Origin of the sequence: Treponema putidum, from assembly GCF_024401155.1 — a bacterium.
In the GTDB taxonomy this organism is placed as follows: Bacteria; Spirochaetota; Spirochaetia; order Treponematales; family Treponemataceae; genus Treponema_B; species Treponema_B putidum.
The window spans coordinates 1,609,090-1,627,223 of the sequence record NZ_CP038804.1 but is presented as its reverse complement, the minus strand read 5'-3'; the positions used below and the strand labels follow the sequence as shown (position 1 = coordinate 1,627,223).

At 39.2% G+C, this 18,134-nt stretch carries 10 protein-coding genes; 5 read left to right on the top strand and 5 right to left on the bottom strand.

From position 1 onward, the window contains the following. The first annotated feature begins 46 nt into the window (after positions 1–46). Positions 47–1,261 carry a response regulator gene (locus tag E4N74_RS07605; RefSeq protein ID WP_255817156.1) on the top strand — a complete coding sequence of 405 codons (1,215 nt, stop codon included), beginning with the start codon at positions 47–49 and terminating at the stop codon, positions 1,259–1,261. After that, entirely contained in the window at positions 1,248–3,284 is a 2,037-nt protein-coding gene (locus E4N74_RS07600; protein WP_255817155.1) for a response regulator, read from the top strand. The genes E4N74_RS07605 and E4N74_RS07600 overlap by 14 nt, the downstream gene beginning before the upstream one ends. Before the next feature lie 73 nt (positions 3,285–3,357). Here E4N74_RS07600 and E4N74_RS07595 read toward each other — a convergent pair whose 3' ends face one another. From E4N74_RS07595 to xseB, 3 genes are all read right to left on the bottom strand, one after another. Then, on the bottom strand, positions 3,358–5,469 hold the full coding sequence (locus tag E4N74_RS07595) for a methyl-accepting chemotaxis protein (RefSeq protein ID WP_044977379.1): 2,112 nt from the start codon (positions 5,467–5,469) through the stop codon (positions 3,358–3,360). A gap of 231 nt (positions 5,470–5,700) precedes the next feature. Further along, positions 5,701–7,509, bottom strand: coding sequence for a DNA mismatch repair endonuclease MutL (gene mutL, locus E4N74_RS07590; protein ID WP_255817154.1), 1,809 nt, complete (start codon positions 7,507–7,509; stop codon positions 5,701–5,703). A 16-nt stretch (positions 7,510–7,525) separates the two neighbouring features. Then, positions 7,526–7,762, bottom strand: coding sequence for an exodeoxyribonuclease VII small subunit (gene xseB, locus E4N74_RS07585; protein WP_255817153.1), 237 nt, complete (start codon positions 7,760–7,762; stop codon positions 7,526–7,528). A 100-nt stretch (positions 7,763–7,862) separates the two neighbouring features. Between xseB and uvrA the strand changes: the two genes are divergently transcribed. The 3 genes from uvrA to E4N74_RS07570 are packed head-to-tail and all read left to right on the top strand — an operon-like array spanning position 7,863 to position 16,482. Continuing rightward, entirely contained in the window at positions 7,863–10,727 is a 2,865-nt protein-coding gene (uvrA, locus tag E4N74_RS07580) for an excinuclease ABC subunit UvrA (protein ID WP_255817152.1), read from the top strand. Positions 10,728–10,736: 9 nt separating this feature from the next. Then, positions 10,737–13,958, top strand: coding sequence for an LPS-assembly protein LptD (locus tag E4N74_RS07575; protein WP_255817151.1), 3,222 nt, complete (start codon positions 10,737–10,739; stop codon positions 13,956–13,958). A 49-nt stretch (positions 13,959–14,007) separates the two neighbouring features. Then, entirely contained in the window at positions 14,008–16,482 is a 2,475-nt protein-coding gene (locus E4N74_RS07570) for a helix-hairpin-helix domain-containing protein (RefSeq protein ID WP_255817150.1), read from the top strand. 79 nt (positions 16,483–16,561) lie between these two features. Here the strand turns inward: E4N74_RS07570 and E4N74_RS07565 are convergent, their stop codons facing one another. Beyond that, entirely contained in the window at positions 16,562–16,975 is a 414-nt protein-coding gene (locus tag E4N74_RS07565; protein ID WP_255804832.1) for a bacteriohemerythrin, read from the bottom strand. A gap of 40 nt (positions 16,976–17,015) precedes the next feature. Then, positions 17,016–18,113: a hypothetical protein gene (locus E4N74_RS07560; protein ID WP_044977372.1), complete on the bottom strand. Its 1,098-nt coding sequence runs from the start codon at positions 18,111–18,113 to the stop codon at positions 17,016–17,018. Positions 18,114–18,134: the final 21 nt, after the last annotated feature.

Genomic DNA, 18,134 nt, shown 5'->3' with positions numbered 1-18,134 from the left:
AAATTTACAACTAGATAATATTGTTCTAATATGGTATAATGATAGCATGAAACAAGTTTTATTGATAGGGATAGCCCCTACTTTACGCTATTATATTACAAAAAAATTACAAGAAGTAGGTATTTTTGTAATATATGTTGAAACAGTCATAGAAGCCATGAATATTATGAAGCAGCAGCCTGTAATGCTTATAATAATAGACTATAGTTTCAGCAGAGATGTCTTGTTTAATTTTTTTGCAGAAAAACAAAAAGCTCCAACCCTTGCAGGAATACCGTCAATAGTATTAGGAAGGAAAATAGCCAAAGTTGACATAGCTTTATTGGCCTCATACGGAGTAAAAAAGGTAATTTCAAAGCCTGTAAGAGTTGATGAACTTTTAACCTCAATAGGCATTATTTTAGGAACAACATTTCCTATAGACCCCACACCTTGTATTTTGGAAACACGGGTAAATGAAGATGTTATATTTATAGAATTGGCACAAGGTTTAAACAGAGATAAACTTGAGCTCCTTCAATTTAGAATTATAGAACTCATCGAGTCCTATAAACTTACCGAAGCTAAAATTTTAATTATATTGACAGATTTAAATTTAACCTATGCCGATACCGCTAACTTGGAATATTTGATAGATAATATCCTAGCTGTAAAGGTAGTTTCTCCTAAAAATGTAAAACTTCTTACCTTAAATCAATTTGTAAAAGACTTCTTTTCGCAAAATCCCGACTATAATATGATTGAAGTTGTAGGAAGTCTCGCTCAAGCCCTTTCGGCTCTTTTACAGACAAGCGAGGATAAGAGAGCTGTAGCTCAAACAATGCTTAATGCCGATAATGAGCGCAATGAAAACATAGGCAATCTTGAAACCCGTTTTAAACTAGACACGGCCGAAAGTCTTTCTATAGCTGTAGTAGACGATGATTTAGTAGTCCGTAAAATGATGACGGCTATTTTTTCGGGCTTAAATGCCGAAGTAGCTCTATTTGAAAACGGAGAAGATTTTTTAAATAAAATACAAAATGACGCTTATGATGTTATTTTTTTGGATATGATTATGCCCGGAATGAGCGGCATCGATGTTTTAATTGAAGCAAAAAAGAAAGGCATAACAGTGCCTTTTGTTATTCTGTCTTCCGTAACTCAGAGAGATACGGTTATTAAGGCCCTGGAAAAAGGGGCTAAAAGATACATACTAAAACCTATAAAAAAAGAAACGGTTTTACGCAAGATGGAGGAAGTCTTAGGTGCCTCTCTTTAATAAAAGTATTTCAAATTTTCGGTTGGGAAAATATTTAACCTCATCAAACATAGCCTATATAATTTTTTCGTCTGAGTATATTCCTTTGTTTTGGAGCCCTGAAGCCGAAAGACTTTTACCCGACTACTTGATTAAAAATACAAAGGTACAAATATACGATTATTTAAAAAAAGTTTTATCTGAAGAGGACTATATCCGGCTTTCAGTATTTATAAAAAACAATTCCAAAACAGCAGATTTTGAGGCCAAATTCGATAGTCCTTCAAGCCTTTCCGATAAAACTACTTTAAAGTTCAGCTTTAATCAACAAGATGACGGCACTTTTTTTGTAACTATCGATGACATTACCAAACAAAAACTAAAAGAACAATTTTTGATAATTGCAAAACAGGATGCCGAAAAAGCAAACAGTATGAGGAGCCTTTTTTTAGCCAATGTAAGCCATGAAATAAGAACCCCTATCCAGACTATAATAGGCATGATGGAGCTTATAAAAGATACAAACCTAGATGAGGAACAAAGTGAATATACCCGCCAAGTCAATTTTAGTGCCGAAGTTTTGCTTGCACTCGTAAACGATATTTTGGATTTTTCAAAACTTGAAAGCGGAAATATGACAATGGAAAAAACGGTTTTTAATCTGACCGACTCTGTTGAACAAACCGTAGATTTAATTTCGATGGAAGCCCACAAAAAAGGGCTGGAAATCGTAGTAGGCATAAGCGATAAGATACCCGATTTTATATACGGCGATCCGTCAAGGCTGCAGCAGGTTCTTTTAAACTTCGTAAAAAATGCAGTTAAATTTACTGAAAAAGGTTATGTTTCGGTTTCGGTAAAGGTTGTTCTTGAAAGCAACCCAAACAATACCGATAAGGAAAAACGGCTCTCCATTCTTTTTGAAGTTGCAGATACGGGAATAGGAGTAGATGCAGAACAAAAATCGAAAATATTCAATTCTTTTTATCAAGGAAATGCCTCTATCAATAGAAAGTACGGAGGTACGGGATTAGGCTTGGCAATTTCTAAAAATATTATAACTATGATGAAGGGCAAAATAGGAATAAAAGATAATATTCCCGCCGGTTCGGTCTTTTGGTTTAAGATTCCCTTGATACCTTCAAAGAAAAAAGCTCCCCATGAAAATATATTACTTGACAAGAATACCAGATTTTTAATAGTCGATGATAATTCGCAAACCCGCTCGATTTTAAAGAGGATGCTTTTTAAATTCGGTTTTGAAGATATAAACTTGGTAAGCTCCGGTGAGCAGGCAATCGAAATTATGAAAACGGCAGCCGAACATAAAACCCCTTTCAATGTGGTATTCATAGATATGGTTATGCCGAAAATGGACGGATGGCGGCTGGGAGCGGAAATTCACAATGATGATACTCTTGCGGACTCAAAACTCTTTTTGATGATTCCCGAAGGCAGCCTCGGACAGGACGCAAAGATGAAACTTTTGGAATGGTTTGACGGATATCTTTACAAACCTGTAAAGATAAGAATTATTTTTCATCTGCTAAACGAACTCTATCGTAAATCAGCAATAACTTTAGGAAAAGACGACATTTCGGAGCTTGAGCCCCTTGAAGCAGGGGAGAAAAGTCAAAGGCCTGAAACCTCACATACTTCGGATGAAGATGACTTTTCCGGCTGTAAGGTTTTAGTTGTCGACGACCATCCCGTAAATCAAAAATTATTAAAGCTTATTTTGGAAAAAGCCAACTGTACAGTAGATACGGCAAATGACGGTGAACATGCTATAGATATGGCATCAAGCGAAGACTTTGATATTATCTTTATGGACATCCAGATGCCGGGCATCAACGGATATGAAGCTACACAAATTTTGCGTAATAAAAGGTATTTAAAACCTATTATTGCATGTACGGCAGGCTCACAAGACAATGAAAGAAGCCTATGCGAATCTATGGGATTAAACGATATAATAAAAAAGCCCTTTAACAAAAAGCAGCTCTTTGAAATGGTCAAAAAGCATTATAAATCGCAAATTTAATCTAAGGTAAACCTCTAAAAAACCGAAGTTTTTAGAGGCTTGCCTAGAGGTTTACTCAAATCTTGTAAAATGCCTACACTTTAAATTTTCCAACTTCTTCTGCAAGGTTTTGAATGCTGGCCTTATTCTTTTGACTGATATCATTTACTTCCTGTACGGCATTGCTGATTTGTACGGCACCGGAAGCCATTTCGTTCATACTGTCGGTAATTATGCGGGTAAGCTCATCAAGTTTTTGCATTTCTTGGGCTACATTTTCTCCGCCTCTCAGCATCTCGGCGGAACCGTCGTTTACCTGATTGGTTACCATGTTTATATCACGTATTGCCGACAACACTTCCTTGCTGCCGTTCTCCTGTTCACGCATAGCGTTAGTTAGATTTTGGCTCATTGTTTTTACTTGTTCCGAAAGAGCAAAAATAGTGTTGAACTTCTCCTCTACTGTTTTTGAAGAGGTTGAAAGAGTTTCAATCTCGCCTGAAAGAATTTTGAGGGTGGAGGTAATGTTTTTTCCCTGAATACTGGACTCTTCTGCAAGTTTTCGGATTTCATCTGCCACAACGGCAAATCCTTTACCTGCTTCGCCTGCGTGGGCTGCTTCTATTGCAGCATTCATCGCCAAGAGGTTTGTCTGACTTGCAATGTGCTGAATAACGCTTGAGGCTTCCAAAAGACTGCCGGATTCTTCAGCTATCTTTTGTGTAACTGAGTTTGAATTAACTATTGTTTCTTTACCGTCGGCAGTAGCATCTGCAAGGGTTTTTATGACATCATCGGTTTTGCTGAGAGTCTGTGTGATGGAAGTTATGTTCCCGACCATCTGCTCGATCGCTGAAGAAGATTGTGCAACACTCGCCGCCTGATTTTCGATACTTCCGTTAAGCTGATTTATAGTGCGTATAATCTCTCCGATTGTTGATGCCGTTTTGGTAACGCTTGCGGCCTGAGTCAAGGCCTGTTGTTTTACACTTTCTATGTTCGCACTTATCTGATGCACGGCACTGGCGGTTTCGGTCATGTTCGAGGCAAGCTCGCTGCCTATGTTTGTCATTTCTTCACTGCTTGCTCCGACGGTTTTGATAGACGAGCCTATCTTTGAAATAGTTTTATTAAAATATTCGGATAAGTCCGTAATCTCATCGTTACCTCGTATAGGAAGACAAGCGGTCAAGTCTCCTTCACCTTGCGAAATATTTTGTAAGGCCGAAACTGCTATTCTAATCGGGCTTACTATGGTGCGGGCTATAAAAAAGGCAATTAACTGAGCAGCCAGAAAAATTATTATACCGATGCCAATCAGTGAAGTGCGTAAGGTGTTTACCGTTCCCATAAATTCATTTACGGGTGCATTAATTATAACTGTCCAGCCGGTTGTTTTCATCTTTGCATATGAGGATATCTTACGTATGCCGTTGTATTCATAAAACTCTACTGACGGCTTATTGTTTTTTACAGCCACTTTTGTAAAAGCAGCAAGAGAGGTAAATTTGGGATTGCTCTTTGCCTCATGCTCGACATTTTCCATTCTTTCAACAATTTCAAAGTCTTTTGTTGCAATGGTAGTTCCTGTAAGTCCCAAAATATAGCAGAAGCCCGTTTTACCGACGACAATATCGGAAATAATATTTGAAAGGTGCTTTGCATCGACAACGCAGTTTAATACACCGAGCTTGTTTTTGTTATTATCATACAATGGGAGTGCAAATATAATGACGACTTTATTTAAAGACCGGGAAAGGATGGGCTCTGAAATAAATTTATTACCTGCAGATGCTGCCTTAAACCAATCTCTGTCATGCACATCTACGACTGTTCCATCGCCGTCCGTACGCACACCGGAAAGTCCGTATAAGTTAAGCTGTTCGATTTTTTCATTAGAATCAGTCTCACTTTGCAAATAATCTACCTTTTCATGATAGGATACTGTCGGGTCTTTTAAAATCGGCTCTTTTGCGATGCCCTCAAGAAGTTGAAGGAATGTTGAAATACGCCCATCGACAATTTCTGCCGTGTCTTTTGCCTTGTCAATCAGATGTGTTTCGACCTTTTCCGTTACCGCCTTACGAGCTGTGTGTATAGCAAAAATGCCCTCTACAAATCCTGCTGCCATAATTAACAAACCGAAGATTATAACCAGCTTCTTTTTCATTGAAAATCGTTTTGAAAATACGCTTTTTTTTGCCATTTTGATAACTCCTTAAAATAAAATTTGTTTATTAGCCCTCTAAAACTTCAGTTTTAAAGGATTATCTACGTTTACCGATCTTTCTCAAATTTACTTGTATATTTTAATAAATCTCACAAATCATTGATATATAAAGACCGGCCTAAAAAGATTTTTTTAAATGTGGAAATGAATTACCTTATACATGATATTCTAAATCTTTGTCAAGAGGGCTTATTAAGTGTATCAAGATTAGGTTCGTTTTATCCGCTTAAAAAGTTCGGTGCGGTCGATTATAAAATAGAGTGGGCGGCCGTGGGGGCAGAGCGGTTCGGGGAGGGCGAAAGTTTTGGCTGCAATATTGTATGCGGAAACGGGGTCAATTATGTCTCCATCCTTACAGGCTGCACGGCAGGCCGAGCTTGCAAGAATGTGGTGCATGAGTCCCGAAGGATCCTTTCCCGCACCTGCAAGGTCTTCTTTTAAGTCCTTCTCTGTGCCGTGCCACCTTATTGGAACAGCTCTTATAATCCAAAGCCCTTTTTTTTCTTCGCTCATCTTAAAGCCGGCTTTTTGAAGTTCTTGAAGGTTTAGTCTTATAATTTCATCATCTTTTTCGGATTCCGTTTCGATACGGTATGGAATTAAAAGTTCCTGAGAGGGGCCTAGGCTTTTTTTTAAGTCTTCAAAAAGAATGCGTTCGTGGGCGGCGTGCTGGTCGATTATATATAGGGCGTTGTTTTTTTCGACGGCGATAAAGGTGCCGCAAAATTGGCCTAAAAATTTAAAGTCGGCTTTAGGAAGGTCAAGAGGGGCTGCCTGCACATCATGGGGGACAGCCTGTACTCCATGAACGGCCGCCGGCTGATAATTACCGGCCGCCGACGCTCCGATTTGCTTTATCGGGGATGCCGGCCAATAGGGTTTTGCATTGCCGGGACTATATTGTTCCGTATTGATTTGCCGGTAATTTTTTTCGTAAATTCGGTTTAAATCGGCAGCCTCGAATTCTTCTTTTTCAAAACCCAAATCGGGCGTACATTCCGGCTGATAGCTTTCCTTCAAAAGCTCGGAAACGGTTTTTTGTTTATAAAAGCTGCTTATAGTTGAACTTAGGCTGTGATGGATTTCTTTATAGTCCTCGAATTTTGCTTCTTTTTTTGCAGGGTGAATATTGAAGTCGACTCTTTCGGGTTCTACATTTAAAAAAACAAAGGCTGCCGGGAAACCCCCGTTGGGAAAATAGCCTTCCGATCCGTAGCAAATAGCTTGAACAAGGCCGTACTCGTTTATCCGCCTTCCGTTTACAAAGATGTAGATATTACGTTTATCTGAGCGGACAACTGCGGGGCTTCCTAAAACGGCTGTAAAAGAAAAGCCGTCCCCTTCTTGGTTTATCTCGTAAAAAAGTTCTTCCGGTTCCTTAAAGCTCATGGCTGCAAGGCATCGTTCTTTTAAGGAAGAGTGAGCCGGAAGAATGAGCTTATTTATTCCGTCTGCTATATAACGCATTTCAATTTTGTAGTGGGGGAGGGCTTTTTCGATAAAAGTTTGACGGCATTGAGAAGCCTCATGTTGGGGGCGTTTTAAAAATTTCTTACGGGCAGGGAAGTTTTCAAAAAGATTTTTAACTTCGACCGTTGTGCCCTTATTTAAACGGGCAGGAAAAACCTTCCCCAAGGAAAGTTTCCAAGCAGCGGGGCCTTCACGGGTAGAGGTAATCTCAAGAGAGCTGACAGCCTGTACCGATGAAAGGGCTTCACCTCTAAAGCCTAAACTTTGCAAGTGAAGCAGGTCTTCGGCTTGGTCTATCTTACTTGTCGAATGAGTATGGGTACAAAGCTCCAGGTCTTCCTTTGTCATACCGCATCCGTCATCGCTTACTCTGATTCTATTTATTCCGCCTTCTTCGATTTCTACTATTATTTGAGAAGCTCCCGCATCTATCGAGTTATCCAATAGCTCCCGCACGACGGAAGCCGGCCGTTCGATAACTTCTCCGGCAGCTATTTTGCTTGCGGTTTCTTTTGATAAGAGTTTTACGGGTTTATATTCTCTCATGCCGATTTCCTTAAATTTAATCCTCTCCCGTTCTTGCGAACAAATCGAGTTCCGGCTCTTCTTCAGGCAGTACGGGCTGATTTACTAATATTTGAATTTTTCCTTCCATTTTTTCAATATCCTTTTCAAGTCCTTTGGCAAGTTTTATCCCTTCTTCAAAGAGGGAGAGGGCTTTTTCTAAAGGAATATCGGAGGAACGTATGTCATCGCTTATCTTTTCAAGTCTTTCCAATCTTTCTTCAAATTTTTTCATAGATAAATACTATCCTTTTTTTTGACGAGGGTCAAGTGAAGGGTCAATGCCCAATCGTCATCTTCCCAAAACCTCATTTTTTGTGTATAATGCTTCTCTTATGAAAAACCGAAATCAGGACGGGCATATAAATAAGCTCATCGTAAAGGGTGCCCGTGAACATAATTTAAAGAACATTGATGTGGAGCTTCCCAGAGATAAGCTCATCGTTATATCAGGCCTTTCAGGATCGGGAAAAAGTTCCCTCGCCTTTGACACCATCTTTGCCGAAGGACAGCGCCGTTATGTCGAATCTCTTTCGGCCTATGCGAGGCAGTTTTTAGGCAGAATGGATAAGCCCGATGTAGACTACATCGAGGGGCTTTCGCCTGCTATTTCTATCGAACAAAAAACCACTCACCGCAATCCCCGCTCCACTGTCGGAACGGTTACCGAAATCTATGACTATTACCGCCTCCTTTTTGCCCGTATAGGACATGCCCACTGTCCTTCTTGCGGAAAAGAAATTAATGAGCAGACGGTTGACCAGATTATAGACACGATTATGAGCTGGCCGGAAGGAACCCGCGTTCAAATTCTCGCTCCCATTATAAAGGGAAAAAAGGGAGAACACCAAAAGATAGTGAGTGATGCTATCGCCGCCGGTTTTGTGCGTGCCCGTATAGACGGCCTTCTTGTAAACCTCGAAGACGGGGTAAAGCTCGATAAACAAAAAAAACACACAATCGAAATAATCGTAGACAGAATTCAGCTGTCGAAGGATGTGCGGAAACGCCTTTCGGAATCGGTGGAAACAGCCTTGGAAAGTTCCGGCGGAACCCTGCTTGCTACAAGGCAGGACGATAAGGATTCTCCCGTAACCGAGGTTTTCTTTTCGCAAAAAAATGCCTGTTCTGATTGCGGTATTTCGATGCCCGAATTGCAGCCCCGCCTTTTTTCTTTTAATAACCCGATAGGGGCCTGCCCCGAATGTACGGGACTCGGAATGACTCAGCACTTTGACCAAGACCTGATAGCCCCCGATAAGAGTCTTTCGTTTAATGAGGGCGTTTTCGTTCCGTATAATCCCGAATCCGATTGGAACAGGGTGCGCTTTGAAGCCCTCGCCGCCCAATTCGATTTTTCTCTTGATACGCCATTGAACAAGCTCCCCAAAAAAATACAGACCATCATTTGGGAAGGTTCGGGCGATACGAAGATTCAGTTTTCTTATACGTCCAAAAGCGGATCGGGGAAATATTCTTATAACCGCCCTTGGCCGGGCATAATGGCCGATATGAACCGTAAATATAACGAATCTTACTCGGCTTCTATCAGAGAATATTATGAAAAGTTTATGTCGATAAAGCCCTGCAAAACCTGCGGAGGAATGAGGCTTAAGCCCGAAGTGTTGGCAGTAACCGTGGGCAATAAAAACATTCATGACCTTACCTGCCTTTCCGTAGGGGATTCTATCGATTTCTTTGAAAAATTGAAGCTGACTGAAACGGAAGAACACATAGCCGTTCAAATCTTAAAAGAAATTAAGGCCCGTTTAGAGTTTATGAAAAACGTCGGCCTTGACTATTTAACCTTAGAAAGGAAGGCCGCAACCCTTTCAGGCGGAGAAGCCCAGCGCATAAGGCTTGCGACCCAGATAGGTTCAAGTTTGATAGGTGTTCTATATATTTTGGACGAGCCTTCGATAGGGCTTCACCAAAGGGATAATCAGCGTCTTATTGATACTCTTTTGTACTTGCGTAATTTGGGGAATACCCTCATCGTTGTAGAACATGACGAGCAAACCCTCCGCACGGCCGACTACATTGTAGACCTCGGTCCGGGTGCAGGCGTTCACGGGGGAAACATAACGGCTCAAGGTACGCCTGAGGAAGTTGCAAAGGTAAAGAACAGTTTAACGGGGCAATATCTTGCAGGCACGCTTAAAATGGATATTCCTAAAGAAAGGCGGAAGGGTAACGGAAATGCTTTGGAGCTTTCAGGGGTAAGCGAGCATAATCTAAAAGATGTTTCGATAAAAATTCCTTTGGGAGCCTTTACCTGTATTACCGGAGTTTCAGGTTCGGGAAAATCCACCCTTTTAACCGATGTTCTGTATCCGGCAGTTTCAAATAAGATTATGCGCTCCTCTATTCCCGAAGGGGCCTATAAAAAACTGAGCGGCCTTGAGCACATAGACAAGGTTATCAATATCGATCAAAGCCCCATCGGGAGAACACCCCGCTCAAACCCTGCAACCTATGTAGGTGTTTTTACGGGGATAAGAGATTTGTTTGCAAGCCTTCCCGAATCGAAGGCAAGAGGTTATAAGCCCGGCCGCTTTTCGTTTAATGTAAGGGGCGGAAGGTGCGAGCATTGTCAGGGCGACGGAACCCTCACAATCGAGATGAACTTTTTGCCCGATGTTTATATAGCCTGCGATGTTTGCCGAGGGAAAAGGTTTAACAAGGAAACCCTCGATGTCCGCTATAAGGGAAAAAACATTGCCGATGTTTTGGATATGACCATCGAGGAAGCTTCGGAATTTTTTGCTCCCATTCCTCACATTGCCCGAAAACTTCAAACCCTCTTATCGGTCGGTTTGGGTTATATAAAGTTAGGCCAATCGGCTCTTACTCTTTCGGGCGGAGAAGCCCAGCGGGTAAAACTTGCAAACGAACTTGCCAAACGTTCTACAGGCAAGACCCTCTACATTTTGGATGAGCCTACAACGGGCTTACACTTTGCAGATGTCAAGCAGCTCATGCAGGTTATTCATCGCCTCATAGATCAGGGAAACACCGTCATTATGATTGAACACAACCTTGACGTTATCTTACAGGCCGATAAGATTATCGACCTCGGCCCCGAAGGCGGAACCAACGGAGGACAAATCATAGCCGAGGGAACGCCTGAAGAAGTAGCAAAGATAAAAAAGTCCTATACGGGATATTATATAAAGGAAATGCTTGAAAGAGTCAGGTAAGACGGAATAATGAAAAAAGCTTTGCAGGGTTTAATCTTTTTTGTATTTCTCTTTTCGGCATATGCTTTACAAGCTGAGGAAAATCCCGAAAAAAAGCCGGAAGAGAAAACGGAAAAAACAATAAAAATTACGATTAACTCTGCAGAGCTTACCGAGTATGTAAAGGTTCCGTCTGCTCCTATAACGGAATCGGTTGATAAAGATTCTAAACCTGAAAACGATGAGGCTAAATCCGAAAAAGAAAAAAAAGATGAGCTTATTATTTTTACCGGCCTTGTTTCAATTTCCGTTTCAGATGAAACTTCCGTTTCGACAATTTCAGCCGATAAAATAATTCATAATAAAACACGTGAAACCTTGACTGCAATGGGTAATGTTGTTTATACCCGAAAAATCGGCTCCGATGAAGGGGAAAGTTTTAAGGGAGATGCTTTAATCTTTAATATAAAAAAACTTGAAGGAGTTTTTGTTGATGGGATTATCGAACAGGCACCGGTAAAAAAAAAACAAGACCCTTTTAGAATTCACACGGGTCTTGCAGGAAGGAATGAAAGCGGTGCAATAGCTTTTAAGGATGCCCTGCTTACCACCAGCAAAGAAGAATATCCCTTGTGGTCTATTCGGGCGAGCCGTCTTTGGATTTTACCAGGAAACGAAATGGCTTTTTTTAACGGTTTTTTGTCGGTCGGAGTTGTTCCCATTATGTACTTTCCTTTTTTTTATTATCCTTCAGATGAGATGATTTTTCATCCTGTCTTCGGCTTTAAAAATAGGGAAGGAGCCTTTGTTCAAACTACTACTTATATCTTGGGACGTAAGCCTGCTCCGAAAAACGATGAGGCGACTTCTTTTTCCAACTTTATGCAAAGCGACACGGTAAAAAAGCAAAAACTTGAGGGTTTGTTTTTTAAAAAATTGGACGAGCCTGCTTCCGATACGGGCGGCTCTTATTTAAAGTTGATAGCGGATGCTTATTCGGGGCTCGGTTATTTGGCAGGCCTTGAAGGAAAATTTACTCCTAAAAAAGGATATGTAAAACAAATTGATTTTCACGGTCTTTTAGGTTTTTCTTATACCCTGTATCCTAGAACCGGCCTTTTGTTTACCCAATATGGAGATGCCGGTAAAGAAAGAACTATAAATAAGGCAAACCTTTTCGGTAAGATAGTACCTTTTAGATACAGTTTCAGCTTTAATATGAGTATGACAAAAGATCCGTTTAATGTTTCAATTTCTTTTCCTTTTATATCGGACCCTTTTTTTAAAAAAGATTTTATGGGCAGGAGCGAAGATATGAATTGGTTTAAATATCTTTTAAACAAAGATAAGCTGGCCTCTGCCGAAGATACTACATTAGAAAATTTTTATTCATGGAAGGTAGACGGTTCAATCAATCCTAGCTTTTCCGTATTAAAACCTTGGATAAGTTATATGTCCCTTGAAGCTTTTTCAGGGAAGGTTAATTTTGAATCCAAAAAAAATGAAAGCCTTAGCGGAAGCGATGCTTTATATGCTCCCGACAGATTATTTTATTACCCCAAAAATATTTTGCCCGAATTAAGGGTAGGTCTTGGAGGTACTCTTTTTTCAACATCTATGTTGTCTCAAAAAAAAGACAGTCATTCGCAAAAAAATGTAACAGGTATTAAAAACCCTTTTGAAGAAGCAGACAACGGTAAAAACGATAAAACAACGAATAAAGATGAAGCTCCGGCTTTTTCCGGCGATCTATTTCCTGCATATAAAATTGACGGTGTAAAAACAAATCGTTTTTCGAATTTAATAAACTACGATTTAATCTATAAACTAAACGGCTTTGCATCTCAAGATATAATTTTTAATCATAAAGATTGGAAAAAGCCTTTTGATATTAGCTGGTCTGATTTTTATTCAGCCTATTATAAATTAAGCGGGCAGGCTAAAATTGACAGCCGGCTTTCGTATAATCAAGGTTTTCTGAATTTATCCAATTCAATTGAGTTAAACGGAAATAATCAAAAACATATATTCCATAAGGACAAGAGCGATCTTGATAAGGTTCAATTAAATAATTATAAATTAAATAATTATAAATTAAATGTGTATACCCTAAATAATTCAAACAGCTTAAAACTCAGCCCGTTTATTTCCAATGATTTATTTAAACCGTCCTTTATTGAATGGTCTATTTCCGAAACCCTCCTTCAAAATAAATTTATCGGAACTGTTGACAAGCCTGAATGGGAAACTGTTCCGGCAAAATGGGATAAGGAATATATTAAGACTCATGTTGCATCTGCGGGTTTTGGAATCAATTTAAAAAATTATACTCAATTGATTACCACATCTATGAATTTAGCCCCTCTTTTACAGTCTTATTCCTTTTCAGGAAGTTTTGCCTTTCCGAATGGAAAACTTAATATGACTATAAAATTATTTGAAAAAGAAAATACTGCAAAAAAATGGTATTGGGATCCTTTTACTACCAACTTAACTTTTTCTTTTCCTTATAATATTTCGTTAAGTCAATCCTATGTTTATAATATTGAAGAAAAAAGAAGTGAGAAGTATGCAGCTTCTTTTTCATGGAAATATATGTCGGCAGTTTATTCAATGAGTTATGACAATCCTTATGAATTAATTCCTAATTTGGGATGGAAAGCGCTGCCTTATAAAAAATTTATTCCGAGATCTTTGGATATAAATTTTTCCAACTCATCACAGCCCATTGAAATTTATGCTTGGAAAAACAGAATTAAATTACAGTTTCTATTTAATTCGTCGCTTAATTTTAATTTGATAAGGGTAACGGATTCTTCATTTTCATTTTCTCCTAAACTCGTTTTTAAAATACATGAATTTTTAGATATAAGTTTTAGTGCCTCTTCCCGTAATGATGTTATTGCAAGATACTTTCAAGATTCACTTAATCTTCCTATTGTTATCCCGGGTGAAAAAAATATGTTTAAAGATTTAGTCTACTCTTTTTATTTTTGGGATGAAAGAATGAGAAGACAATCAGGTTTTAAATTAAAGTCTCTTAACTTTGATTTGACTCACTATTTAAAAGATTGGATAATGAAATTTTCTTATTCGGTAAAACCTATTCTTCGTGAAACTTCAGGAAAAAAATATTATGAGCTTAAACCTACAATAACCTTTTTAGTTCAGTGGAATCCGATAGGAGATGTTAAAGTACAAACAAAAAAAGAAAACGATGTTTTTTCGGTAACAAGCGGAGAGATAAAATAGAGGTTTAAAATAAACACTTGATTTCTATGCCCTTGATTTTCTTTTTTTTATGGTATATACTCACAGCATTATGGAATTTACAAATGAATTTATCGAAGGCCTCAGTGTAAACGAGGCCGATATTATGAAGAAGATTGCGGAAGAATTAGGTATAAAACTTACTCAAGTTTCTGCAGTTATAAGTTTGGTCAATGAGGGGTGCACCATCCCATTTATTTCCCGTTATCGAAAAGAAATGCACGGTTCTCTTGATGAAGTTCAAGTCAGGGATTCAGACCGCCTGTTTAAATCTTATACAAATTTGGAAACCCGCCGCCTCGAAATAGTGCGGGGTATTTTTGCTGCCGGAAAATTAACCGATGCTCTTTATGAAAATATAATGAAGGCCGGTACCCTCACCGAGCTTGAAGATATTTGGCTTCCCTTTAAAAAGAAAAAGAAGACCCGCGGTATGCTTGCCGTTGAAAGAGGCTTACAGGCCTTAGCTGATTTAATGAAAGAGCTTGAAGCCGCTCCCCTTGAAGAAAGGGCTAAAGAATTTATTGTAACCGATGCCGAAACTGAAGAGCTTAACGTGCCCACAGCCGAAGATGCTCTTCAAGGCGCTGCCGATATAATTGCGGAAGAAATTTCTCAGGATACCGAAAACCGTAAAGCCGTACACGATTATTTTATAAAGACGGGAAAATTTCAAGTTAAGGGACTCGGCGATGAGGATGCTGCTAAAACTTCCGTGTATCAAATGTACTGGGACTATACTGAAAACTTAAACGAAATAAAACCGCACCGAGTTCTTGCGATTAACCGAGGAGAACGGGAAGGCGTTTTGGAAGTAAAGATAGATGTCAGCATAGAAGATGCAATTTCTCTTTTACAAAATAAGTACACCATAAATAATGATTACCATAAAGAAGCCATAGCCGACGGTCTTGTGCGTTTACTTGCTCCCGCCGTTTTACGTGAAATCCGAAGCGACCTCGCAGACACGGCTGACGAACACGGCATAAATATTTTCAGCGAAAACTTAAAGCATCTTTTGATGACTCAGCCCATCAAGGGAACAAGGGTTTTAGGTGTTGATCCCGGCATAAGGACTGGTACTAAATGTGCGGCTCTCGATGAGACGGGAAAATATCTAGGCTCCTTTGTGCTTTACCAACATAAGGCAGATGAGGCTAAGTACTTGCTATTGGAAGCCGTTAAAAAATACAATGTTCAGCTCATAGCTGTCGGTAACGGCACGGGTTCTCACGAGGTGCAGGAAATAGTTTCTGCTGTTATCAAAGAATCTTGTCCCGATGTTTTATTCACTGTAGTCGATGAAGACGGCGCTTCCGTTTATTCTGCAGGTGATGTCGCCCGCGAAGAATTTCCCGATTTGGACTTAACGATAAGAGGGGCAATTTCTATCGGAAGAAGATTACAGGATCCTCTTGCAGAGCTTGTAAAGATTGATCCCAAGTCCATAGGTGTCGGCTTATACCAGCACGACTTAAACCAAAAAAAATTAAGCGAAGAGCTTGATGCAGTTGTAGGTTCCGTAGTAAATAATGTAGGAGTAAACTTAAACACTGCAAGTGCTTCTTTGTTAAAATATGTTTCGGGTGTAAGTTCTTCTCTTGCAAAAAAAATTGTTGCCCGCCGTGAAGCCGAGGGGATTTTTACGGATAGAGAACAATTAAAAAATGTGAGCGGAATGGGACCTAAGTCCTTTGAGCAGTGTGCGGGCTTTTTAAAAATTCCTGAAAGCTCTAATCCTTTGGATAATTCTTGGGTTCACCCCGAAAACTACGAGACCGGAAAAATCATCTATGATGTAATTCATAAAAATGAAGAAGTTTCAGGCGAGCTCCGGAACGAAATAAAAACAAAGTACAATATAGGAGATCAGACTATAAACGATATTATCGAAGAACTAAAAAAGCCTAATCGTGATCCGCGTGAAGATTGTCCTAAACCCATCATGCAGCAAGGTGTTCTTCAATTTGAAGACTTAAAAGTCGGAATGACCGTAAAGGGAAAAATCAAAAACGTAGTGGACTTCGGTGCTTTTGTCGATTTGGGAATTAAAGAAACAGCCCTTTTGCATATCTCTGAAATGAGCGATTCTTTTATTTCGGATCCGCTTGAGGCTGTAAAGGTCGGCGATATTGTAGAGTGTAAAATTATTTCACTTGACGAAGACCGCCGCCGAATTTCTTTAAGCCGAAAAACAGGAGATGGAAGTGCCGGCGGCAAAGCCCATGGAGCAGCCCGCCTTACTGCAAAGCAAAAGGCTGAGGTAAAAAAACTTGTCGTAAAAACAAAAGATGGAAAAACTCTTACCGTTAAAACCTCTGCCGGTAAACCGGCTTTACAGGAGGGAAAAGAGCTTGCCGAAAGAGGTGAAAGAAGTCCGGCTGCAAGGGGAGAAAGAAATCCTGCTCATAGGGGTGAAAGAAAGGTCGGTGAACCCCGCTCCCGCAAAGATGATGACGGTACTAAATACAATCCCTTTGCAATCTTATTACAGGGTAAAAAATAAATTAAAGAGGATCCTCTAAAAACATGATTCTTTAGAGGGTTTTCTTAAATAACCGCCGAAGTCCGTTTGCTTAGGCGGTTTATTTTTTATGTGCAAAATAGAACCTTGCCATTTCTTTATCCGTAATTAAGATATGATTAAAAAGCCAATCCCGCAAAAAACGTACAAAAGTATTTGGAACAAATGGTTTTCCGTTGCGGTAATCATTGACTGATTGCAAAATCTCTTTTACAAAATCTTCGTGATTTTGTTTATGTTCTTTAATGTTCGGATAATTTATTTCTTCCATTATTTTTTCTTCATCTTTAAAATGAATCATTACATATTCTACAAGTTCCTTCATCACCTGTTTAAATTTTTCTTCTAATGCCCCTTTTTCGCCTAGGCAGGCATGATACAACTCGTTTATAAGCTCTACCAATCTTCTGTGCTGTTTATCTACTTGTTCTATTCCTAAATCATAGCTGGCATCCCAGACAACAAAATCATCCATAAAAACTAACCTCAAACATAATTATCGGCATTATATTTATTTACTTTATCGTAAGACTTGACCTCAGATTAAGCCACTTTTCAAAAGTCTTAACGGTTTTTATTCTGTCTTGTCTTCCCAAATCACGTTCTGCGCCCAGCAAAAGACTTGCGAGAATGTCGTTTCCTCTTATATCGCCGAAACCGGCTAAATTCTCTTTTGACTGAATAAAAAAACATATCGGGAAAAGAGCTATGTTTTCCGAAAACTTTAAATCCTTTTCATTTAATACGGTGTATGTACCTTCCTTTAATCCCGTAGGTAGAGGCATCTCTTCTGAAATGACAAAAAAGGCACCCGAAAAAGCGTTAGGATTTTTATTGTAATAGTCACAAAGAGTTTGAACATACGGGCCTTCTGCAATCAAAAATATTTCGGTTTTTTCAAAAAAGCCGGTAAGTTTAGACAAAGTTTGTAATAATTCCTTATCTTGAGAATTTCCGTCAGACATATCTTTATTTTTTAAAATGGAATTTAATACCGTAAAAAAAAGCTCCGAATGTTTGATCCGGTATTTATATCCGGTCTTTTTAGGCAGGGATAGACTTGCAATTTTATAGCCTTCATCTAAAAGATAGCGGTCAAAGGTTCCTATGCTTTCCGAAATGGGGAAGGGCGGAACTATGATAATTGCTTCTTTTTCGTTACGGCAAGGTTCGGGTTTGTAATAAAATCCGGCTGCCACTTCATTGTCATCGGCAATAAAAGAAATTTTTTTTGCCTCGATAACGGAACTTACAATGGGATACTCCCTTTCAGGCGAAAAATAAAAAGCTGAAAAAAATGAGGCCCCTAGAAGGAGCAGCACAAAAATTCTTAACAAAATCGAAGGAATTGTGTAAAAATTATTAGGAACTTGCCTTAAAAACATTACAAATCTTGCAAATTCTGTTATAATACAGATTATGACTATTAGTGCTGTGGGAATTAGTGAGAAGATTAAGCCCTGTCCTATAATTGTAAATATTAAAACTATTAAAGAGACAAAGGGTAAAAGCGGAATTGCGTTGGCTGTTTTAAGAGCTTTTGAAAACGGACGAATCAAAGGTAAAATCAACAAAATTAAAACAAGTATTTCGCCGACAAAAAAATCAGACATAGAACCCTCACAAATACAATT

Excerpts from the sequence above, each read along its gene's own strand:
- E4N74_RS07565 (WP_255804832.1), bottom strand. The coding sequence starts at position 16,975 with ATGGATGATTTTGTTGTCTGGGATGCCAGCTATGATTTAGGAATAGAA.
- E4N74_RS07570 (WP_255817150.1), top strand. The coding sequence starts at position 14,008 with ATGGTATATACTCACAGCATTATGGAATTTACAAATGAATTTATCGAA.
- E4N74_RS07595 (WP_044977379.1), bottom strand. The coding sequence starts at position 5,469 with ATGGCAAAAAAAAGCGTATTTTCAAAACGATTTTCAATGAAAAAGAAG.
- mutL (WP_255817154.1), bottom strand. The coding sequence starts at position 7,509 with ATGAGAGAATATAAACCCGTAAAACTCTTATCAAAAGAAACCGCAAGC.
- E4N74_RS07560 (WP_044977372.1), bottom strand. The coding sequence starts at position 18,113 with ATGTCTGATTTTTTTGTCGGCGAAATACTTGTTTTAATTTTGTTGATT.
- E4N74_RS07575 (WP_255817151.1), top strand. The coding sequence starts at position 10,737 with ATGAAAAAAGCTTTGCAGGGTTTAATCTTTTTTGTATTTCTCTTTTCG.
- uvrA (WP_255817152.1), top strand. The coding sequence starts at position 7,863 with ATGAAAAACCGAAATCAGGACGGGCATATAAATAAGCTCATCGTAAAG.
- xseB (WP_255817153.1), bottom strand. The coding sequence starts at position 7,762 with ATGAAAAAATTTGAAGAAAGATTGGAAAGACTTGAAAAGATAAGCGAT.
- E4N74_RS07605 (WP_255817156.1), top strand. The coding sequence starts at position 47 with ATGAAACAAGTTTTATTGATAGGGATAGCCCCTACTTTACGCTATTAT.